We start from the raw sequence: 19,814 nt of genomic DNA on the forward strand, positions 1-19,814 counted from the left end.
GTGGAGCGGCTAGGTTCCCTCCATGCGTGGCGGTCCTCGAGTTCTCGGCATCGTCCTGGCCGGTGGCGAGGGCAAGCGGCTCGCGCCCCTGACCCAGGACCGCGCCAAGCCGGCGGTGCCGTTCGGCGGCAACTACCGGCTCATCGACTTCGTGCTGTCCAACCTGGTGAACGCCGACATCCGGCAGATCGCCGTCCTCACCCAGTACAAGAGCCACAGCCTCGACCGGCACATCACCACGACGTGGCGGCTGTCGCAGATGCTCGGCAACTTCATCACCCCGGTGCCGGCGCAGCAGCGGCTCGGGCCGCGCTGGTACACCGGCAGCGCCGACGCGATCTTCCAGAGCCTCAACCTCATCTACGACGCGCGCCCCGACGTCGTCGTGGTGTTCGGCGCCGACCACGTCTACCGCATGGACCCGGCGCAGATGATCGACCAGCACGTGAGGACCGGCGCGGGGGTCACCATCGCGGGGCTGCGCGTGCCGCGGCGCGAGGCCACCGGGTTCGGCGTCATCGACGCCGGCGCCGACGGCAAGGTCCGCGGCTTCCTCGAGAAGCCGGCCGACCCGCCGGGCCTGCCCGACAGCCCGGAGGAGTCCTTCGCCTCCATGGGCAACTACGTCTTCACCACCGACGCGCTGCTCGAGGCGCTGCGCGCGGACGCCGAGGACGCCGACTCGGCGCACGACATGGGCGGCTCGATCATGCCGATGCTCGCCGAGACCGGGGACGCGTACGTCTACGACTTCTCCACCAACATCGTCCCCGGGGCCACCGAGCGCGACCACGGCTACTGGCGCGACGTCGGGACGATCGACTCCTACTTCGACGCCCACATGGACCTGGTGTCGGTCACCCCGGTCTTCAACCTCTACAACGACCGCTGGCCGATCCTCACCCTGCCCCCGCAGCAGCCGCCGGCGAAGTTCGTGCTCGGCGGGCGGGCCGAGGAGTCGATGGTCAGCGCCGGCGCGATCATCGGCGGCGGGTCGGTGCACAGCTCGGTCGTCTCGCCCGGCGTGCGGGTCGAGCGCGGCGCGCGGGTCGAGGACAGCGTGCTCATGGACGGCGTCCAGATCGGCGAGGGCGCCTACGTGCGGCGGGCGATCCTCGACAAGAACGTCGTCGTCCCGGCCTGGGCGCGGATCGGGGTGGACTCCGACGCCGACCGCGAGCGCTACCACGTGAGTGCCGGCGGCGTGACCGTCCTCGGCAAGGGCGCCCGGGCGATCGTCTGACGAAGGACCCTCGTGCCCCCCACCCCTCGCTCCGCTCGGGTCGGGCCCCTGCACGAGGGCCGTTCCAGCACCTCCCCACTGGTCGTCACGCTGCTGCTGGGGGCGGAGGCGCAGGCGCGGTTCGACCGGCTGCGCGCCGAGCACTTCCCGGCCGACCGCAACCACCTGGCCGCGCACGTCACGCTGTTCCACGCCCTCCCGGGCGACCGGCGCGACGACGTCGACGCCGCCCTGGCCGCGGCCGCCGCCCGGCCGCCGTTCGCCGTCGCGGTGACCGGGCTGCAGCTGCTCGGCCGCGGGGTCGCCTACCGGCTGGCGGCGCCGGAGCTGTCGGCCTTGCACGCGGGGCTGGCCGCGGAGTTCGACCCCTGGCTCACCCGGCAGGACCGCCAGCGGCTGTCGGCGCACGTCACCGTGCAGAACAAGGTGGAGCCCGCCGTCGCCCGGGCGCTGCGCGACCGGCTGACCGCGGAGTTCGTCCCCGGGGAGGTGCCCGCCCGCGGGCTGGGGCTGTGGCGCTACCTCGGCGGCCCGTGGGAGCCGCTCGTGGAGCACCTCTTCCGCTGACCGGCCTCCCTGCAGGGGCCCGCCGCGAGCGTGCGAGCGGTGGGGGCAGGGAGGTCCTTCCCCTAGGGCCGGCGGGTCGCCACCAGCAGGCCCGCGCCGATCGGCAGGACGGCGGAGGTCAGCCCCTCGTCCTCGCGGACGTTGTGGGCGAGGTCGCGCCAGGCGACGGTGTCGGGGTCGCGGGCGGCGCGGTCGCCGATGCGGTCCCCCTCGAGCAGGCCGTGGCAGGCCAGCGTCCCGCCGGTGCGCACCAGCCCGAGCAGCGCGGCCAGGTGCGGGGCGTACTCGGTCGGCGGGCCGGCGCAGACCACCAGGTCGTAGGCGCCGGGGGACAGGCGGGGCAGCACCTCGGCCGGGGTGCCGAAGATCAGCCGGGTCCGGGACTGCGGCACGCCGGCCTCGGCGAACGCCCGCCGCGCGCCGCGCAGCTGCTCGGGGTCGGCGTCCAGGGCGGTGAGGACGCCGTCGGGCCGCATGCCGCGCAGCAGCCACAGGCCGACCACCCCGCCGCCGCTGCCGATCGACACGACCGCGCGGGCGCCGGCACCCGCCGCCAGCACGGCGAGGGTGGCGCCGGCGGCCGGGCCCGGCGGGGGCGGGCCGCCGAGCGCCACGGCCCGGGCGCGCGCCGCGGCCACGACGGGGTCCTCGGCGGCGTAGCGGTCGGACCAGGCGGCAGCGCCGGTCCCGCCGGCGCGCGACGGTTCCTCGGCGCTCATCACCGGCCGAGGGTAAGGGGACCGCGGCCCGCGTTCCGGGAGGCGTTCCTGTGAGGAACCTGGCAAGAACTGACGACGGGAACACGGAATGGCGTCAGGGCCGTTGGTCCGGACGTGACACCCGAGCGTGCCGCCGTCCCCGTCCATCCCGCGGGGGAGGTCGGCAGCGTGCGCGTCCGCGATACTGAGGACGTGCCCGAGGCCGCCGTCCCCCCTGCCGCCGACCAGCAGTCGGCCGCGTCCGGCGCCGGTGAGGTGTGGGTGGCGCCGACCTGGGAGCAGGTCGTGCGGGACCACTCGGCGCGCGTCTACCGGCTGGCCTACCGCCTGTCGGGCAACGCCCAGGACGCCGAGGACCTCACCCAGGAGACGTTCGTCCGGGTCTTCCGCTCGCTGGCCGACTTCTCACCGGGCACCTTCGAGGGCTGGCTGCACCGCATCACCACGAACCTTTTCCTCGACATGGTCCGCCGCCGCCAGCGGATCCGGTTCGACGCGCTGCCCGAGGACACCGAGCGGCTGCCCGGCACCGCGCCGAGCCCCGAGCAGGTCTACGCCGACACCCACCTCGACCCGCAGGTGCAGGCGGCGCTGGACGCGCTGCCGCCGGAGTTCCGCGTGGCCGTCGTCCTCTGCGACATCGAGGGCCTGACCTACGAGGAGATCGCGGCGACCCTCGGCATCAAGCTCGGCACCGTGCGCAGCCGCATCCACCGCGGCCGCGTGCAGCTGCGCCAGGCCCTCGCGCACCTCGCCCCGCGCAGCGTCCCGGCCCCGGGGGCTCCCGCATGAGCCTGCCGGAGAGCCACCTGGCGCAGGAGGCGATCGCCGCGCTGGTCGACGGCGAGCTGGCCAGCGGCCCGGCCGCGCGCGCCGCCCGGCACCTGGCCGGCTGCTCCGAGTGCCGGATGCTCGTGCAGGCCCAGCGCGAGGCGAAGGACGCGCTGCACGCCGCCGCCGACGTCGCCGTCCCCGGCGACCTGCTCTCCCGGCTGTGCGCCATCCCGTTCACCGCCGACGTCCCCGGCGGCGGCGGGCTCGGCACCGTCACCGCGTCGGCGGGGGAGCTGACCGTCACCGGGTCCTCCGGCCGCTGGACCGTGTCGCTCGACGACCCGCCGGCCCGTCCCGCGTCGCCGCACCACGCGCGGTGGCTCCGCCGCAGCGTCGCCGGCACGCTGGCCGGGCTGGGCCTCGGCGTCGCCGTCCTGGCGCTCAACCTGCCGGACCCGGGGGAGCGGGTGACCCGGACGCCGTCGTCGGTGGCCGGCCCCTCCTCGCCCGACGAGCGCACCGAGGTCGTGCCGCCGGTGGTCCGCACGCTGAGCGGCCCGTCGGCCGCGCCGGGCGCCACGCCGTGACGACCGGGCCCTGATCCCGGGGCCGTGACTCCGGGGGCCTGACCCCAGACCCCCGCGCCCGCGGGCGGGTACCGTCGCGCCGGCACCCGTAGTCCACGTCCGCCGCCAGGTCCGGGAGGACCCTGAACCCGTGACCGCACCCGACGACGCCCGCGAGACCGGTCCCTCGGAGCCCGCTCCCGGCGGCGCCCCCCGCGACGGCGAGCGCACGGTGGAGGCGGTCGTCCGCCCGCCGGTCGCCGCCGGCACGGGGGGCGACGACGTGGTCTTCGCCCGTCCCGCCGGGGCGACCGGCTCCTTCGCTCCGCCGGAGCGGCCACGCCCCGCCGCGGTGCCGGCGCAGCCGCCCGCGAGTCCCGCCCAGGCCGCCGCGTTCGGCCGCCCGCCGGCCGTCCCGGGCAGCTTCGCCGGCGACCGCCCGACCCCGCCGCCGCGGCCGGTGGCCCCGCCGCCGCCGGAGGCCGTGCTGCGCGCCTTCCGCGCCCCGGCCGGGCAGGCCGGGCTGCAGGAGCCGCCCGGCGGCCGCCCCGGGCGCCGCCGCACCTCGGCCGGGCCGTGGTGGAAGCCGGACGCGAAGAGCGACCCCTGGCGCGACCCGCACGCCCCGGCCGGCCTCACCGGCCCGGCGGTGTTCGAGGAGGAGTCCGAGCAGGAGGGCCCGGTCGTCGTCGACCGGAAGGGCCGGAAGAAGCTGCGGCTGCGCGACCTGTCGGTGCGGGTGGCGTTCCTGGTCGTCCTCGCCGTGCTGCTCGCCGGCGCGCTCGGCGGCGGCGTGGGCTACCTGCTGACCCGCGAGGCCAGCGAGACCCCGCTGCTGGCGCCGGGCACCACCCTGTCGGAGACCGACGAGGGCATCAGCCGCGAGCCGGGGTCGGTGTCGGACATCGCCGGCCGGGTGACGCCGGCGGTCGTGTCGATCGAGGTGCGCATCGGCGACGCCGGCGCGACCGGCTCCGGCGTCGTCATCGACGGCGAGGGCGGCTACATCGTCACCAACAACCACGTCATCTCCGGCGCCGACGGCGTGGACGGCGCGGAGATCCGGGCGGTGTTCAGCGACGGCAGCGGCTCGGCCGCGCGCATCGTCGGCCGCGACCCGGCGAGCGACATCGCCGTCGTCAAGGTGGAGAGGCCGGGGCTGGTCACCGCCTCGCTGGGCAACTCCGACGACGTCGTGGTCGGCGACCCGGTGGTGGCGATCGGCTCGCCGCTGGGCCTGGCCGGCACGGTCACCAGCGGCATCGTCTCCGCCCTCGACCGGCCGGTGCGGCTGGCGGGGGAGGGCAGCGACACCAACGCCGTGATCAGCGCGGTGCAGACCGACGCGCCGATCAACCCGGGCAACTCCGGCGGCGCGCTGGTCGACGCCACCGGCGCGGTCATCGGCATCAACACCGCGATCGCCTCGCTGGGCGGCGGCAGCGTCGGCCTGGGCTTCGCCATCCCCATCGACACCGCCCGCGACGTCGCCGAGCAGCTGATCGCCACCGGCAGCGCGGTGCACGCGACCCTCGGGGTGAACACCCGGTCGGTCACCGACGGCACCCGCGACGGCGCGCTGGTCCTCAACGTGGAGCCGGGCAGCCCCGCGGCCCAGGCCGGGATCCGCGAGCAGGACGTCGTCATCGCCGTCGACGACCAGGCCGTGGGCAGCTCCGAGGAGCTCGTCGTCGCCGTCGACGCCCACGACCCCGGGGACGTGGTGACCATCGAGCTGGTCCGCAACGGGTCGTCGACGACGGTCCAGGCCACCCTCGCCGAGGCCTGACCCGGCCCGGGCACCGAATACCCTGGGACCCGCGGAGGAGGGAGCGGCGCGTGTTCGACTCGATCGGCTGGGGCGAGATCGTCGTCCTGGCGCTGGCCGCGCTGTTCATCTTCGGGCCCGAGCGACTGCCGACCCTGGCGCGGGACGCCGCGGCCGGGCTGAAGAAGGTCAAGCAGGCGATCACCGGGGTGCGCGCCCAGGTCGACGAGTCCCTCGGCGAGGACCTCGCCGGCCTGCGTGACCTGGACCTGCGCAAGTACCACCCGAAGACGTTCATCCGCGCCCAGCTGTTCGAGGACGACGACGCCCCGCCGGTGCGCCGCGGCGCCGCCGCTGCCGCGGGCGCGACCGCGGCGAGCCTGGTGAAGCCCGCGACGCGCCCGGCCGTCGTCGAGCACGACCGGAGCGCCCCGCCGCCGTTCGACGTCGACGCGACCTAGCGGGTCCTGCCGCGGCGGCGGTCGCGGCAGGCTCCGCGGGGTGACCCGCGCCGATGGTCGCGCTCCACCGGGCCCACGGCGAGGCCGTGCACGGGCGCGGCGAGTGGCCGGACACGCGGGACCTTGCTGCGCGCGGTCGGCCTGCCGGAGGCCCTGGCCGGGGCCGCGCACACGTCCGCCCAGACGACCTCGTGCGGGCCTCGCACCGGCTGGGCGTCGAGCCGGTGGGCCCGCACGTCGGCACCCCGATCGTGGCCACGGGGTCCGGGACGCCGTCGGCCTGGTTCGGTCCCGTGCTCTCCCGCGTGCCCGTCGGCGAGGAGGCGGGCCGGCTGTGGGACGGCGTCGTGCTCGTCTCCGGGACCGGCGGCTCCCACGGGCTCGAGGGCGCCCGCACGAGCCGCCGCGCGGCTGAGACGCGCCGAGGCCCGGCCCCCGCGGGGGCCGGGCCTCGGTCCGAGCGGGTCCTAGCGGCGGACGGGGGTGAGCCCCAGCGACATGCCCGACAGCCCGCGCTGGCGGACGGCGAGGGAGTCGGCGACCTTCGTCAGCGCCTTGGCGGCCGGGGTCTCGGGGTCGGCGAGCACGATCGGCGCACCGGCGTCCCCGGCCTCCCGCAGCCGGGTGTCGAGCGGGACCTGGCCGAGCAGCGGCACGGTGGCGCCGAGCAGCCGGGTGAGCGCGTCGGAGACCGCCTGGCCGCCGCCGGAGCCGAAGACCTCCATGCGAGAGCCGTCGGGCAGCTCGAGCCACGACATGTTCTCGATGACGCCGACGACCTGCTGGTGGGTCTGGGTGGCGATCGCGCCGGCCCGCTCGGCCACCTCGGCGGCGGCCTGCTGCGGCGTGGTCACCACGAGGATCTCGGCGTTGGGCAGCAGCTGGGCGATGGAGATCGCGACGTCGCCGGTGCCGGGCGGCAGGTCGAGCAGCAGGACGTCGAGGTCGCCCCACCACACGTCGGCGAGGAACTGCTGCAGCGCGCGGTGCAGCATCGGGCCGCGCCACACGACCGGGGTGTTGCCCGGGGTGAACATGCCGATCGAGATGACCTTCACGCCCATCGACTGCGGCGGCATGATCATGTTGTCGACCTGGGTCGGCTTGTCGTCGACGCCCAGCATGCGCGGCACCGAGTGGCCGTAGATGTCGGCGTCCACGACGCCGACCGACAGGCCCCGCTTGGCCAGCGCCGCGGCGAGGTTGACCGTGACGCTGGACTTGCCGACGCCGCCCTTGCCGGAGGCGACCGCGTAGACGCGGGTCAGCGAGCCCGGCTGGGCGAAGGGGATGACGGGGTCGGCCGCGTCGGTGCCGCGGACGGTGCGGCGCAGCTCGGCGCGCTGCTCGTCGCTCATCACGTCCAGGCCGACCTGCACCGACGTCACGCCGGGGACGGCGGAGACGGCGGCGGTCACCCGGTTGGTGATCGTCTCGCGCATCGGGCAGCCGGCCACGGTGAGGTAGACCTCGACGCGCACGGCGCCCGGGTCGCCGCCGACGCCGATCTGCACGTCCTTGACCATCCCGAGGTCGGTCAGCGGACGGTTGATCTCCGGGTCCTGGACGGTGGCCAGAGCGGCGTTGACGGCGTCGAGCGCCGGCGAGCCGGTCAGCGTGTCGGACATGGGGGGATGTGTCTCCTTCGACGGGGGACCCGGTCCGCGGCACCACACGTCGGCGACCTGCACTCCGGTCCACCTGCCACTGTACGGCGGCGGGCACCGGGTGCCGCCGGCTGCGGAGGTGATGTGCTGCGCACCCGGCCGGCGCCGTACCGGGCGGTCAGCCGCCCACGCGGTTCCAGCGGCGGTGCTCCACGCCGGCGTCCCGCAGGAGCCGGGTCAGCCCGCGGCCGCCACCCCGCGAGTACGCGACGAGCGCGTCGAGGACGTCGGCGGCCGCGGGCGCACCGAGGGCGGCGAGCAGGGCGGGGACCTGCCCGGGGGCGACGTCGACGGCGAACTCGTACTCGTCGTCCCCGCTCAGGCTCTGGCCCTCGACGCGCAGGCCGGCGCCGGACAGCGTGGCCCACTCGGACCAGGTGCCCCGCGGCCCCCGGTCGTCGCGCAGCACCACCCGGCGGTCGCCCGCGGCTCCGGTCACGCGCCCGACCGTACGCAGCCGGGCCGTAGGCTGCGGCGACGTGTCCGCTCCCGCGCGTGCCGCCGTCCTCCGCGACGCGATCGGGCTCGGGGTGGCCGTCGGCCTCTACGGCGTCGCCTTCGGCGCGGCCGCCGACGCCGCCGGCCTGGACCCCTGGCAGGCGCTGATCATGTCGCTGCTGATGTTCACCGGCGCCTCGCAGTTCGCGCTGGTCGGCGTCCTCGGAGCCGGCGGCGGGGGCGCGGCCGCGATCGGCAGCGCGCTGCTGCTGGGCACCCGCAACACCGTCTACGGCGTCCGCCTGGCGCCGCTGCTGGCCCCGCGCGGGCTGCTGCGCAGGCTGGGCCTGGCGCACTGGGTGATCGACGAGACGACGGCGCTGGCCGTGGCCGCCCCCGACCGCGACCTGTCCCGGCTGGCCTTCCTCGCCGGCGGGGCGTCGATCTTCACGGTGTGGAACGCCACCACCCTGGCCGGCGCGCTCGGTGCCGGGGCGCTGGGGGAGACCGCCGAGGCGGCGCTGGACGCCGTCGTCCCGGCCGCCTTCCTGGCGCTGCTGTGGCCGCGGCTGCGCGCCGGCGCCGAGGAGCCGGCCGTCGCCCGCCGGGTGGCGCTGGGCGGCGCGGCCGTGGCGCTGGCGCTGACCCCGTTCGTGCCGCCGGGCGTGCAGGTGGTGGCCGCCGTCGTCGCGGTGGTGCTGGCCGGCCGGCCGCGGGAGGAGGCGGCGTGAGCAGCGGGACGCTGTGGACGGTGGTCGTCGTCGGGTCGCTGGGCTGCTACCTGCTGAAGCTGGCCGGGCTGTCGGTGCCCGCGGCCTGGGTCGAGCGGCCGTGGGTGACCCGGCTGGTCACCTTCGTGCCCGCGGCGCTGCTGGCCGCCCTGGTCGCGGTGCAGGCGCTGACCTCCGGACAGGCCCTCGTGGTCGACGGCCGGCTGGCCGGGGTCGCGGTCGCGGCGGTCGCCCTCGCGCTGCGCGCGCCGTTCATCGTGGTGCTCGTGCTGGCCGGCGCCACCGGTGCGCTGGTGCACGTCCTGACCGCGTGACGCCGCTGCGGGCCGCGCTGCTGGGGCTGCTGGCCGGGGTCGCCGCCAAGGCCGCCGACGAGTCGGGGGTCGCCTGGGCCGCCGCGCTGGGCAGCCAGCCGGCCGCGTGGGTGCTGGCCGTCGCCGCGCTCGGCCGCTGGGCGCCGTCGGCCTGGGCTGCCGCGGTCCGCGCGGCCGCGTTCTTCGCCGCCATGACGGTCGCCTACTACACCTGGGCCGCGGTCGTGCTCGGGTTCGCCTGGACGCCGGGGCTCCTCGCCGCCTGGCTGGTCCTGTCCGCCACCGCCGTCCCGGCGACCGCGGCCGCCGCGTGGCTGGGCACCCGCGCGGACGGGCCGCTGCCCGGGGCGCTGGTGGCGGGGATCGCGGGGATCGCGCTGGCCGGTGGGGACGCGCCCGCGCTGTGGCCGGGCGGGACGGACCCGCGCCCCGTGCAGGCGGCCGCCGACGTCGTCGCCGCGGTGCTGCTCACCGCCGTGCTGCCGCGCTGCCGGGCACGCGGGCCTGGGCCCTCGCGCTGGTCGTCCCGGCCACGGCGGCGGCCGCCGCCGGGCTGCACGTGCTGCGCGCGGTGCTGGGCTGAGCCCCCGGCCGCCGGGCCCTCCGGCGCAGGCTCAGAACAGCCGGGCGTCCCGCTGCTCCAGGTCGAGCAGGAAGCGCTTACGGGACAGCCCGCCGCCGAAGCCGACCAGGCTGCCGTCGGCGCCTACCACCCGGTGGCACGGGACGACGATCGCCAGCGGGTTCCTCCCGCACGCCAGGCCGACGGCCTGCGCGCCGCCCGGCTCGCCGACGGCTCTCGCCACCGCCCCGTAGGTGGTCGTCCGGCCGTAGGGGATGCGGGTGAGCTGCTCCCAGACGGCCAGCTCGAAGTCGCTGCCGCGCGGGCGCAGCGGCAGGTCGAACGCCTCCCGCTCGCCGGCGAGGTACTCGCCGAGCTGGCTAGCCACGTCCGCGAGCGCGGCGTCGTCCCGAGCGCCCAGATCGGCCTGCGGGTCCGGGGGTGAGAGGTACAGCCGGACGAGCACGCCGTCGTCGGCGACGACGGTCAGCGGCCCGATGGGCGAGGCCACCACTGCGTACGCGCGCATGCCCGGCAGTGTGCCGCGGGGGGACGACAGCCCGGGCGGCCCGGTGCGCTACGCCGTCGGGTCCGCGAGCGCCGGCTGGACGGGGTCCTTCTGCTTCTTCTTGGGCTTCTTCTCCCGCTCCTCGGGCGAGCGGTTCTCGGCGAGGCGGCCCAGCTCGCCGCGGATGAAGTCGCGGGTGGCCAGCTCGCCGATGGCCACCCGCAGCGCGGCGAGCTCGCGGGCCAGGTACTCGGTGTCCGCGCGGGTCTGCGCGGCGCGGGCGCGGTCCTCCTCGGCCTGCACGCGGTCGCGGTCGGCCTGCCGGTTCTGCGCCAGCAGGATCAGCGGCGCGGCGTAGGCGGCCTGGGTGGAGAAGGCCAGGTTGAGCAGGATGAACGGGTAGGGGTCCCAGCGCAGCCGGACGGCGAAGACGTTGAGGGCGATCCAGAGCACCACGATCACCGTCTGGACGGCGAGGAAGCGCCCCGTGCCGAGGAAGCGGGCGATCCCCTCGGCGAACCGGCCGATCGCGTCGGGGTCCAGCCGCAGGTAGCCGGTGATCCCGCGGGACGAGCCGCGGGGGACGTCGAGCCGGCGGCCGTCAGCCACGGCGGGCCCGCTCGCGCCAGTCCTCCGGCAGCAGGTGGTCGAGGACGTCGTCGACGCTCACCGCGCCCACCAGCCGGCCCTGCTCGTCGACCACCGGCGCGGCCACCAGGTTGTAGGTGGCGAAGTACCGGGTGACCTCGGCCAGCGGCGCCTCCGGGCGCAGCGGGTCCAGGTCGTCGAGCACCCCGCTCACCAGGCCGGACGGCGGCTCGCGCAGCAGCCGCTGGATGTGCGCCAGGCCCAGGTAGCGCCCGGTCGGGGTGGCCGACGGCGGCCGGCAGACGTACACCTGGCTGGCCAGCGCGGGCGTGAGCTCGGGCTCGCGGACCCGGGCCAGCGCCTCGGCGATGGTCGCGTCCGGCGCGAGGATCACCGGCTCGCTGGTCATGATCCCGCCGGCGGTGTCCTCGGAGTACTGCAGCAGCTGGCGCACCGGCTCGGCCTCGTCGGGCTCCATCAGCTCGAGCAACCGGTTGCGGTCGACGTTGGACAGCTCGGCGAGCACGTCGGCGGCGTCGTCGGGGTCCATGACCTCGAGCACGTCGGCGGCCCGGGACTCGTCCAGCGTGCCGAGGATGACGACCTGCTCGGCCTCGGGCAGCTCGCCGAGGACGTCGGCCAGCCGCTCGTCGTCGAGGGCCTCGGCGACCTCGTGCCGCCGCTTGATCGGCAGGTCCTGCAGGGCGTGCGCGAGGTCGGCGGCGTTGAGCTCGCGGTAGGTGGCGATCAGCGTCTCGGCGCCCTGCCCGCTCTCCGGCAGCGCGAGCCCGGCGACCTCGTCCCACGCCAGCTGGTGCAGCTGCCCGCGGCGGCCGAGCCGGCCGGGCTCCTGCACGGCCAGGCGGGTGACCTGCCACTCGCCGGTGCGGGTCTGCTCGATCCCGGCGTCGACGACGGTGGCCCGCCGGCCCGACTCGCGGACGGTCACGGTCCGGTCCAGGAGCTCGCCGAGGACCAGCGTCTCGCCACGCCGCTGCTCGAAGCGCTTGAGGTTGAGCGTGCCCGAGGCGAGCACCACCGCGCCCGGGTCGATGCTGGTCACCCGGCCCATCGGCACGAAGATGCGGCGGCGGGCCACGACCTCCACGACCAGGCCCAGCACCCGCGGGGAGGCGGTGTCCACGCGCAGCGCCACGACGACGTCGCGCAGCCGCCCGACCCGGTCCCCGTTGGGGTCGAAGACGGGCAGGCCGGCGAGCCGCGAGACGTACGCCCTGGTCACCGTGCTCACACTCGGTGAGGCTACCGTCGGGGTCGTGGCGAGCCCTGTGTCCGTCGGATCGGCGTCCGTCGAGTACGAGGTCGTCGACGTGTTCGCCCCCCGGGCGTTCGCGGGCAACCCGCTCGCGGTGGTGTTCGACGCCGACGCGCTGACCACCGGGCAGTGCCAGGCGCTGGCCAACGAGTTCGCGCTGTCGGAGACCTCGTTCCTCTGCGCGCCGACCGAGCCGGGCGCCTCCTACCGGGTGCGGATCTTCACCCCCTTCGCCGAGCTGCCCTTCGCCGGGCACCCGAGCGTCGGTGCCGCGCACACGCTGGTGCGCACCGGCCGGCTGGCCGCGGGCACGCTGCACCAGGAGTGCGGCGCCGGCGTCCTGCCGATCGAGGTGACCGGCGACGGGGCGACGCTCACCGGCGGGCGGCCGACGCTGGAGGACGGCCCCGACCCGGCGGCGCTGGCCGCGGCGCTGGGGCTGTCGGCGGCCGACGTCGTCGGGCTGCCCGCGCACGTCGCCGGCTGCGGCCTGCCCTTCGCCTTCCTCGCGGTGCACCCGGACGTCGTCGACCGCGCCGCCCCCGACCCCGCCGCGCTGGCCGCCTTCGGGGTGGGGGAGGGCGTCTCGGTGCTGTCGTGGGACGGCTCCACCGCGTACGCCCGCGTGTTCGCGAACGACCTGCGCTGGGGCGAGGACCCGGCCACCGGCTCGGCGGCGCTGGGCGCCGGCGTCTGGCTGGTCGCCACCGGACTGGTCGCCCCGGACGGGACGTCGTCGTACACGGTGCGGCAGGGCGAGGCGATGGGCCGGCCGTCGGTGCTGTCGTGCACGGTCACCGCCGACGGCGGCTGGGCGACGGCGGCCACGGTGTCCGGAGCGGTGGTGCCGGTGGCCTCCGGGCGCATCCGCGTGCCGTGAGCGCCGGCTCGACGGCGGCCGTCTCCCCGTGGGCGGTCCACCGGCCCGGCTCCCGCGACGTCGTGCTCTTGGCGGTCGCCGTCGTCGGGGTCTCCTTCTCCGGCCCGCTGACCGCGCTGGTCGGCGCCTCGTTCCTGGCGCTGGCGTTCTGGCGCAACGCCGCCGGTGCCGCGCTGCTGGTGCCGGTGCTGCTGGGCCGCGAGCGCGCCACCCTCACCGGGCTGCGGCCGCGGGACCTGGGCAGTTCTGTCGTGGCCGGGCTGTTCCTCGCCGCGCACTTCGCCGCGTGGCTGCCCAGCCTGTCGATGACCACGGTCGCCGCGTCGACGGCGCTGGTCACCACCACGCCGATCTGGACCGCGCTGGCCGCGCGGGTGTCCGGCGTCCGGCTGCCCGCGCAGGTGTGGACCGGGCTCGCGCTGGCCGTCGTCGGCGCCGCGCTGATCGCCGGGGTCGACGTGGCGGTCAGCCTCGAGGCGCTGGCCGGGGACGGGCTGGCGCTGCTCGGGGCGATCTGCGCCGGCGGCTACATGCTCGCCGGGGCCCGCGCCCGCGCCCGCCTGGCGACGTCGGCGTACTCGGTCGTCTGCTACTCCACCTGCGCGGCCGTGCTGGCCGTCGCCGCGCTGGTCACCACCACCCCGCTCGCCGGGTTCCCCGCCCGCGACTGGTGGCTGATCCTGGCGATCACCGTGTGCGCGCAGATCCTCGGGCACACGCTGCTCAACCTGGTGCTGTCCACCGTGGGGCCCACCGTCGTCGGGCTGGCGGTGCTGCTCGAGGTGCCCGGCGCGCTGCTGGTCGCGCTGGTGCTGCTCGGCCAGACCCCGCCGCTGCTCGCGCTGCCGGGGATGGTCGCCGTGGTCGCGGGAGTGGCGCTGGTGGTCCGGGCCGGCCGGCCGCAGGTGCCGGTCGAGCCGGTCACCTGACCGTCGTTACCCTCCGGTAGCCGAAGATCCCGATCACCAGCGGAGGCACCGTGGCCGAGCTCCGATCCCGTCGTTCCAACCTCGCCGTGCCGGGCAGCAACCCGCGCTTCCTGGAGAAGGCCAAGGGCCTGCCGGCCGACCAGGTGTTCCTGGACCTCGAGGACGCCTGCGCGCCGCTGGCCAAGCCGGGTGCCCGCAAGAACATCGTCGCGGCGCTCAACGAGGGCGGCTGGGGCGAGAAGATCCGCACGGTCCGGGTCAACGACTGGACGACGGAGTGGACCTACCGCGACGTCATCGAGGTGGTCGAGGGCGCCGGCGCGAACCTCGACTGCATCATGCTGCCGAAGGTCGTCGACGCCTCCCAGGTCGCGGCGCTGGACTTCCTGCTGACCCAGATCGAGAAGGCCAACGGCCTGGAGGTCGGGCGGATCGGCATCGAGGCGCAGATCGAGACCGCGCAGGGCCTGATCAACGTCAACGACATCGCGTTCGCCAGCCCGCGGATCGAGACGATCATCTTCGGCCCGGCCGACTTCATGGCCAGCATCAACATGAAGTCGCTGGTGGTGGGCGCCCTGCACCCCGACTACCCGGGCGACCCGTTCCACTACATCCTCATGCAGATCCTCATGGCCGCCCGCGCCCGCGGCGTGCAGGCCATCGACGGCCCCTTCCTGCAGGTCCGCGACGTCGACGCCTTCCGCGAGGTCGCCAAGCGCTCGGCCGTGCTCGGCTTCGACGGCAAGTGGGTGCTGCACCCCGGCCAGATCGACGCCGCCAACGAGATCTACGCGCCGTCGCAGGAGGACTACGACCACGCCGAGCTCATCCTCGACGCCTACGACTGGTACACGTCCGAGGCCGGCGGCAAGAAGGGCTCGGCGATGCTCGGCGACGAGATGATCGACGAGGCCAGCCGCAAGATGGCGCTGGTCATCGCGGGCAAGGGCCGCGCCGCGGGGATGTCCCGGACGTCGTCCTTCACCCCGCCCGACGCCTGATCCACCCCGACCCACAGGCGGCCCGTCCGGGACTCCCGGGCGGGCCGTCGTCGTTCCCGGGGCGACCGGGCCCGAGTGACCGGGGACACGGCGACCGGTGCGGGGAGGTCGCCCATACTCCCCGGTAGCAAACGGACACCGGAGTCCCGGAGGAGTGAGCGTGGCCCGACTGGCGCAGACCGCCGACCTGACCGACATCCAGCAGGAGATCCTGTCGACGGTCAGGAGCTTCGTGGACAAGGAGATCATCCCGCACGCGCAGGAGCTCGAGCACGCCGACGAGTACCCGCAGGAGATCGTCGACGGGCTCAAGGAGCTCGGCATCTTCGGGCTGATGATCCCCGAGGAGTACGGCGGCCTGGGGGAGTCGCTGCTGACCTACGCGCTGGTGGTCGAGGAGATCGCCCGTGGCTGGATGAGCGTCTCCGGCGTCATCAACACCCACTTCATCGTCGCCTACATGATCCGCCAGCACGGCACGCAGGAGCAGAAGGACCACTTCCTCCCGCGCATGGCCACCGGCGAGGTCCGCGGCGCCTTCTCGATGTCCGAGCCGGGCCTGGGCTCCGACGTCGCCGGCATCCGCACCAAGGCCGTCAGGGACGGCGACGAGTACGTCATCGACGGCCAGAAGATGTGGCTGACCAACGGCGGCTCCTCCACGCTGGTGGCGGCGCTGGTGCGCACCGACCTGGGTGCGGACAAGCCGCACCAGAACCTCACGACGTTCCTGGTCGAGAAGCCGGCCGGCTTCGGCACCGTGGCCCCGGGCCTGACCATCCCCGGCAAGATCGACAAGATGGGCTACAAGGGCGTCGACACCACCGAGCTGGTGTTCGACGGCTACCGCATCGGCGCGGACATGATCCTGGGCGGGGAGCCCGGCCGGGGCTTCGCGCAGATGATGGACGGCGTCGAGGTCGGCCGGGTGAACGTCGCCGCCCGCGCCTGCGGCATCTCCATCCGCGCGTTCGAGCTGGCCGTGGAGTACGCCCAGCAGCGGGAGACCTTCGGCAAGCCGATCGTGCAGCACCAGGCGATCGCGTTCCAGCTCGCCGAGATGGCCACCAAGGTCGAGGCCGCGCACCTGATGATGGTCAACGCCGCCCGGCTCAAGGACGCCGGCAAGCGCAACGACGTCGAGGCCGGCATGGCCAAGCTGATCGCCAGCGAGTACTGCGCCGAGGTCACCACGCAGTCCTTCCGCATCCACGGCGGCTACGGCTATTCCAAGGAGTACGAGATCGAGCGGCTCATGCGCGAGGCGCCGTTCCTGCTCATCGGCGAGGGCACCAGCGAGATCCAGAAGACGATCATCAGCCGCGGCCTGCTCAAGGAGTACGGCCTCAAGCGCTGACGGACCGCACGCGAGCGGCCCGGGACCGGCACGGGTCCCGGGCCGCTCGTCGTCTCCGGCTCGCTCGTGCTCTGCACACACCGGTGTCCGGAGCACGAGCGGGCGGGACTCAGCTCGCCGGCCGGCTCAGGTCGTGGACGGTCACGCCGTCGACGGTCCGGGCGGTGTAGTTCTCCGCCACCCAGGCCGCGATCTCCGCCGACGCCGAGCTGCCGCCGTCGCTGACCATCCCCGTCCCGCCGCCGATGAACCAGTGGATCTCGCCGTCGGCGACGTACTGCTGGAACTGCTCGAGGGTGGGCGAGGGGTCGCTGCCGTTGAACCCGCCGATCGCCATGACGGGCAGCCCGGTGGCCAGCTGGTAGCCGGCGGCGCTGTTGGAGCCGACCGTGGCCGCCGCCCAGGTGTAGCCGGCGGCGTCCTCGGTCAGCGCGGCGACCATCTCCTCGCCGACGTCGGCCGTGCCCAGCAGGCCGCCCGTGCCGCCGCCCGCACCGCGGGTGACGTTGCCGGGGGTGGTGGTGCCGCCGGGAGCGGGGAGCGTGCCGGCCGCGGGTCCGCCCGCCGGCGGCCGGCCGCCGGGGAACCCGCCCCGGCCGCCGGTCCCGCCCGGGCCGCCGAAGCCGGCGCCGGTGACCGTCGGGCCGGCGCTCGGGATCGACCCGGTGTGCGCGGTGCCCGCGGTCTGCACCGCGTACGCGGCGGGCCCCGCGACGCCGGCCAGCAGGCCGACGGCGAGGACGGCGGCGGCCACGGCGCGGCCGAGCCGGCCGACGGCGAGCAGGGCGACCGCGGCGGCCAGGCCGGCGACCAGCACGACCCACCGCAGCCAGGGGAGGAACTCCGCCGAGCGGCCCAGCAGCACCCACGCCCACAGCACGGTGCCGGCGAGCGTCCCCGCGAGCACCAGCCGCGCCCACGCCCGGCCGCGCCGCTGCCACAGCAGCGCGCCGCCGGTCGCGACCAGCGCGGCGACCGCCGGGGCCAGCGCCACCGTGTAGTACGCGTGGAAGATGCCGGCCATCAGGCTGAAGGTCAGCCCGGTGACGCCCAGCCAGGTGCCCCAGGTCAGCAGCGCGGCGCGGCGCGGGTCGGTGCGCGGTGCCCGGCCGACGGCGACCAGCCCGGCGACCAGCAGCGCCAGCGCCGCGGGCAGCAGCCAGGCGATCTGACCGCCGATCTCGGAGTCGAACAGCCGGGTCAGGCCGGTCTCGCCCCAGCCGCCGCCGCCGGCGCCGCCGCCGACGCTGCCGGTCTCCTCGCCGGTGAGCCGGCCCAGGCCGTTGTAGCCCCAGATCAGCTCCCAGACGGAGTTCGTCTGGGAGCCGCCGACGTAGGGCCGCCAGGACTCCGGCACCAGCTCCACGACGGCGACCCACCAGCCGCCCGCCACGACCATCGCGGCGCCGGCGCCGAGCAGCTGCAGGACCCGGCGGCGCAGCGTCGTGGGCGCGGCCACCAGCCACACGAGCGCGAAGCCGGGGACCACCAGCACCGCCTGCAGCGTCTTGGTGAGGAACGCGAAGCCGACGAGCACGCCGACGCCGACGAGGCCGCGGGTGGAGGCCCGCTCCAGCGACCGGGTGAGCACGTACGCGGCCGCGGTCATCAGCAGCACGAGCAGCGCGTCGGGGTTGTCGAAGCGGAACATCAGCGCCGCGACGGGGGTGAGCGCGAGCGCCGCGCCGGCGACCAGCCCGGCACCCGGGCCGCTCACCCGGCGCACCGCCAGGTACAGCAGCCCGACGGTGGCCACGCCCATGAGCGCCTGCGGCACCAGCAGCGACCACGAGTCCAGCCCGAACAGCCGCACCGACAGCGCCATCACCCACAGCGAGGCCGGCGGCTTGTCCACGGTGATCGAGTTGGCGGCGTCGGAGGAGCCGTAGAAGAACGCCTCCCAGCTCTGCGAGCCCGCCTGCGCGGCCGCGGCGTAGAAGGCGTTGGCCCAGCCCGACGCCGAGAGGTCCCACAGGTACAGCACGCCGGTGGCGGCGAGCAGCCCGAGCAGCGCGGGGCGGACCCAGCGCGGGTCGGCGGGGCGGCCCCGCAGCAGGCGCGCGGCCCGCCCGGACCGGGCCGGGGCGGGGAGTGCGGCCCCGGGCGCGGCGGGCGCCGCCGGGGGCGTCGCGGTGGCGGTCATCGGGCGGTCTCCGTCTCGGGGGCGGTCACGGCCTCGGGAGCCGGCCGGGCAGGGGTGGGGGAGGTGCGGAAGACCCAGCCGCGCAGCAGCACGAAGCGCAGCAGCGTGGCGACGGCGTTGGCGCCGACGAGCACGGTGAGCTCGAGGCCGCGGGCCGGGGTGGGGTCGGCGAGGTGCAGCAGGCCCAGCGCCCCGCTGGTCAGCGCCAGGGCGAGGCCGAACACGACCAGGCCCTGCAGCTGGTGGCGGCCGGCGCCCGGACCGCCGCGGATGCCGAAGGTGACCCGCCGGTTGGCCGCGGTGTTGGCCACCGCGGTCACCAGCAGGGCGAGCAGGTTCGCCGGCTGGGCGGCCACGACGCCGCGCAGCAGGACGAACAGCAGCAGGTACGCCAGCGTCGACAGCACGCCGACGACGGCGAAGCGGACGAGCTGGCCGGCCAGTGACGACGAGACACCGGGCAGCGGGTCGGGCAGCGGCTGCCGGCCGATGGTGGCGCGCAGCTGCGCCAGCGGCAGCCGCCCGGTGGCCAGCGCGCGCAGCATCCGCACGATGCCGGCGACGTCGGCGCGCGCCGTCCTCACGATGTCGACGCGGCTGTCGGGGTCGTCGACCCAGTCGACGGGCACCTCGTGGATGCGCAGCCCGGCACGCTCGGCGAGCACCAGCAGCTCGGTGTCGAAGAACCAGCCGGTGTCCTCGACCAGCGGCAGCAGCCGCGCGGCGACGTCGGCCCGGATGGCCTTGAAGCCGCACTGGGCGTCGGACAGCGAGGTGGCCAGCGTGCGGCGCAGCAGCAGGTTGTAGCCGCGGGAGACGACCTCGCGCTTGAGGCCGCGCACCACCCGCGAGGAGCGGGAGAGCCGGGTGCCGACGGCGAGGTCGGAGTGGCCGCTGATCAGCGGGGCGACCAGGGGCAGCAGGGCGTTGAGGTCGGTGGAGAGGTCGACGTCCGTGTAGACGAGGACCGGCGCGTCCGACCCCAGCCAGGCGGTGCGCAGCGCCCCGCCGCGGCCGGGCTCGGGGATCTGCAGGACCGTCACCCCGGGCAGCTCGGCGGCGACCCGGTGCGCGACCTCCAGGGTGCGGTCGGTGCTGGCGTTCTCCGCGACCGTGATGCGGAACGGGTAGGGCAGGGACTCGGTGAGGTGGGCGTGCAGGCGGCGCAGGCACGGCTCGAGGTCGGTCTCCTCGTCGTGCACCGGGACGACCACGTCGAGGACGGGGCGCCCGCGGCCGGCGGCACCGGCGCGGTCGTGCGCGCCGAGCAGGAGCGGTGGCATGGGGAGGACGGTCCGGCCCGCTCCTGGGGTGCTCCG

Annotated in this window: 21 protein-coding genes and 1 pseudogene; 13 read left to right on the forward strand and 9 right to left on the reverse strand. The window is 76.0% G+C overall.

Annotated elements, in window-relative coordinates; genetic code table 11:
• The first annotated feature begins 22 nt into the window (after nucleotides 1–22).
• Nucleotides 23–1,243, forward strand: a complete 1,221-nt coding sequence (gene glgC / locus ACI8AK_RS15420) for a glucose-1-phosphate adenylyltransferase (RefSeq protein WP_387986201.1) — start codon at nucleotides 23–25, stop codon at nucleotides 1,241–1,243.
• A 12-nt stretch (nucleotides 1,244–1,255) separates the two neighbouring features.
• The gene (locus ACI8AK_RS15425; RefSeq protein ID WP_456956970.1) at nucleotides 1,256–1,810 is read left to right on the forward strand and encodes a 2'-5' RNA ligase family protein; all 555 of its coding nucleotides are present in this window, start codon (nucleotides 1,256–1,258) and stop codon (nucleotides 1,808–1,810) included.
• A gap of 62 nt (nucleotides 1,811–1,872) precedes the next feature.
• Here ACI8AK_RS15425 and ACI8AK_RS15430 read toward each other — a convergent pair whose 3' ends face one another.
• On the reverse strand, nucleotides 1,873–2,529 hold the full coding sequence (locus tag ACI8AK_RS15430; protein ID WP_456956972.1) for an O-methyltransferase: 657 nt from the start codon (nucleotides 2,527–2,529) through the stop codon (nucleotides 1,873–1,875).
• Between the two features lie 192 nt (nucleotides 2,530–2,721).
• Here ACI8AK_RS15430 and sigE point away from each other — a divergent pair, with 192 nt between their 5' ends.
• The 5 genes and pseudogenes from sigE to ACI8AK_RS15455 all read left to right on the forward strand — a co-directional run.
• Nucleotides 2,722–3,321: an RNA polymerase sigma factor SigE gene (gene sigE, locus ACI8AK_RS15435; protein ID WP_387986193.1), complete on the forward strand. Its 600-nt coding sequence runs from the start codon at nucleotides 2,722–2,724 to the stop codon at nucleotides 3,319–3,321.
• On the forward strand, nucleotides 3,318–3,890 hold the full coding sequence (locus tag ACI8AK_RS15440; protein WP_387986191.1) for a zf-HC2 domain-containing protein: 573 nt from the start codon (nucleotides 3,318–3,320) through the stop codon (nucleotides 3,888–3,890). The genes sigE and ACI8AK_RS15440 overlap by 4 nt, the downstream gene beginning before the upstream one ends.
• A gap of 130 nt (nucleotides 3,891–4,020) precedes the next feature.
• Nucleotides 4,021–5,658, forward strand: a complete 1,638-nt coding sequence (locus ACI8AK_RS15445) for a S1C family serine protease (protein WP_456902334.1) — start codon at nucleotides 4,021–4,023, stop codon at nucleotides 5,656–5,658.
• Between the two features lie 50 nt (nucleotides 5,659–5,708).
• Nucleotides 5,709–6,098, forward strand: a complete 390-nt coding sequence (locus tag ACI8AK_RS15450) for a twin-arginine translocase TatA/TatE family subunit (protein ID WP_456956974.1) — start codon at nucleotides 5,709–5,711, stop codon at nucleotides 6,096–6,098.
• A gap of 53 nt (nucleotides 6,099–6,151) precedes the next feature.
• Nucleotides 6,152–6,457, forward strand: a pseudogene (locus ACI8AK_RS15455) (mycothiol-dependent nitroreductase Rv2466c family protein); the annotation flags it as partial.
• 108 nt (nucleotides 6,458–6,565) lie between these two features.
• On the opposite strand, the gene ACI8AK_RS15460 reads toward ACI8AK_RS15455, so the two are convergent.
• Both ACI8AK_RS15460 and ACI8AK_RS15465 read right to left on the reverse strand, forming a co-directional pair.
• Entirely contained in the window at nucleotides 6,566–7,726 is a 1,161-nt protein-coding gene (locus ACI8AK_RS15460) for an Mrp/NBP35 family ATP-binding protein (protein ID WP_387986181.1), read from the reverse strand.
• Between the two features lie 157 nt (nucleotides 7,727–7,883).
• Entirely contained in the window at nucleotides 7,884–8,204 is a 321-nt protein-coding gene (locus tag ACI8AK_RS15465) for a hypothetical protein (RefSeq protein WP_387986179.1), read from the reverse strand.
• A gap of 40 nt (nucleotides 8,205–8,244) precedes the next feature.
• Between ACI8AK_RS15465 and ACI8AK_RS15470 the strand changes: the two genes are divergently transcribed.
• Together ACI8AK_RS15470 and ACI8AK_RS15475 are read left to right on the forward strand one after the other, a co-directional pair.
• Nucleotides 8,245–8,934 (forward strand): AzlC family ABC transporter permease, encoded by a 690-nt coding sequence (locus ACI8AK_RS15470; RefSeq protein ID WP_456956976.1) that lies wholly within the window; start codon nucleotides 8,245–8,247, stop codon nucleotides 8,932–8,934.
• Nucleotides 8,931–9,248, forward strand: coding sequence for an AzlD domain-containing protein (locus ACI8AK_RS15475; RefSeq protein WP_387986176.1), 318 nt, complete (start codon nucleotides 8,931–8,933; stop codon nucleotides 9,246–9,248). Before ACI8AK_RS15470 ends, ACI8AK_RS15475 begins: the two co-directional genes overlap by 4 nt.
• 205 nt (nucleotides 9,249–9,453) lie before the next feature.
• On the opposite strand, the gene ACI8AK_RS15480 is transcribed toward ACI8AK_RS15475, so the two are convergent.
• The 4 genes from ACI8AK_RS15480 to ACI8AK_RS15495 all read right to left on the reverse strand — a co-directional run bounded on the left by ACI8AK_RS15480 (nucleotide 9,454) and on the right by ACI8AK_RS15495 (nucleotide 12,158).
• The gene (locus ACI8AK_RS15480; protein ID WP_456956978.1) at nucleotides 9,454–9,720 is read right to left on the reverse strand and encodes a hypothetical protein; all 267 of its coding nucleotides are present in this window, start codon (nucleotides 9,718–9,720) and stop codon (nucleotides 9,454–9,456) included.
• Between the two features lie 142 nt (nucleotides 9,721–9,862).
• Nucleotides 9,863–10,339: a methylated-DNA--[protein]-cysteine S-methyltransferase gene (locus tag ACI8AK_RS15485; RefSeq protein WP_456956979.1), complete on the reverse strand. Its 477-nt coding sequence runs from the start codon at nucleotides 10,337–10,339 to the stop codon at nucleotides 9,863–9,865.
• 48 nt (nucleotides 10,340–10,387) lie between these two features.
• Nucleotides 10,388–10,927 carry a DUF1003 domain-containing protein gene (locus ACI8AK_RS15490; protein ID WP_456902341.1) on the reverse strand — a complete coding sequence of 180 codons (540 nt, stop codon included), beginning with the start codon at nucleotides 10,925–10,927 and terminating at the stop codon, nucleotides 10,388–10,390.
• Nucleotides 10,920–12,158 carry a magnesium transporter MgtE N-terminal domain-containing protein gene (locus ACI8AK_RS15495; RefSeq protein ID WP_387986171.1) on the reverse strand — a complete coding sequence of 413 codons (1,239 nt, stop codon included), beginning with the start codon at nucleotides 12,156–12,158 and terminating at the stop codon, nucleotides 10,920–10,922. The genes ACI8AK_RS15490 and ACI8AK_RS15495 overlap by 8 nt, the downstream gene beginning before the upstream one ends.
• Before the next feature lie 25 nt (nucleotides 12,159–12,183).
• Here ACI8AK_RS15495 and ACI8AK_RS15500 point away from each other — a divergent pair, with 25 nt between their 5' ends.
• From ACI8AK_RS15500 to ACI8AK_RS15515, 4 genes are all read left to right on the forward strand, one after another.
• Nucleotides 12,184–13,062, forward strand: coding sequence for a PhzF family phenazine biosynthesis protein (locus ACI8AK_RS15500; protein ID WP_456956981.1), 879 nt, complete (start codon nucleotides 12,184–12,186; stop codon nucleotides 13,060–13,062).
• On the forward strand, nucleotides 13,059–13,991 hold the full coding sequence (locus tag ACI8AK_RS15505; protein ID WP_456956982.1) for a DMT family transporter: 933 nt from the start codon (nucleotides 13,059–13,061) through the stop codon (nucleotides 13,989–13,991). The genes ACI8AK_RS15500 and ACI8AK_RS15505 overlap by 4 nt, the downstream gene beginning before the upstream one ends.
• Before the next feature lie 50 nt (nucleotides 13,992–14,041).
• Complete coding sequence (locus ACI8AK_RS15510) at nucleotides 14,042–14,995, forward strand: HpcH/HpaI aldolase/citrate lyase family protein (RefSeq protein WP_387986164.1); 954 nt, start codon at nucleotides 14,042–14,044, stop codon at nucleotides 14,993–14,995.
• Nucleotides 14,996–15,155: 160 nt separating this feature from the next.
• The gene (locus tag ACI8AK_RS15515; protein ID WP_387986161.1) at nucleotides 15,156–16,352 is read left to right on the forward strand and encodes an acyl-CoA dehydrogenase family protein; all 1,197 of its coding nucleotides are present in this window, start codon (nucleotides 15,156–15,158) and stop codon (nucleotides 16,350–16,352) included.
• A 109-nt stretch (nucleotides 16,353–16,461) separates the two neighbouring features.
• Here ACI8AK_RS15515 and ACI8AK_RS15520 read toward each other — a convergent pair whose 3' ends face one another.
• Together ACI8AK_RS15520 and ACI8AK_RS15525 are read right to left on the reverse strand one after the other, a co-directional pair.
• Nucleotides 16,462–18,495, reverse strand: coding sequence for an ArnT family glycosyltransferase (locus ACI8AK_RS15520; protein ID WP_456956984.1), 2,034 nt, complete (start codon nucleotides 18,493–18,495; stop codon nucleotides 16,462–16,464).
• Nucleotides 18,492–19,778 carry a glycosyltransferase gene (locus ACI8AK_RS15525; protein ID WP_456902344.1) on the reverse strand — a complete coding sequence of 429 codons (1,287 nt, stop codon included), beginning with the start codon at nucleotides 19,776–19,778 and terminating at the stop codon, nucleotides 18,492–18,494. Before ACI8AK_RS15525 ends, ACI8AK_RS15520 begins: the two co-directional genes overlap by 4 nt.
• Nucleotides 19,779–19,814: the final 36 nt, after the last annotated feature.

It is taken from the genome of Geodermatophilus sp. SYSU D00867 (genome assembly GCF_054050315.1).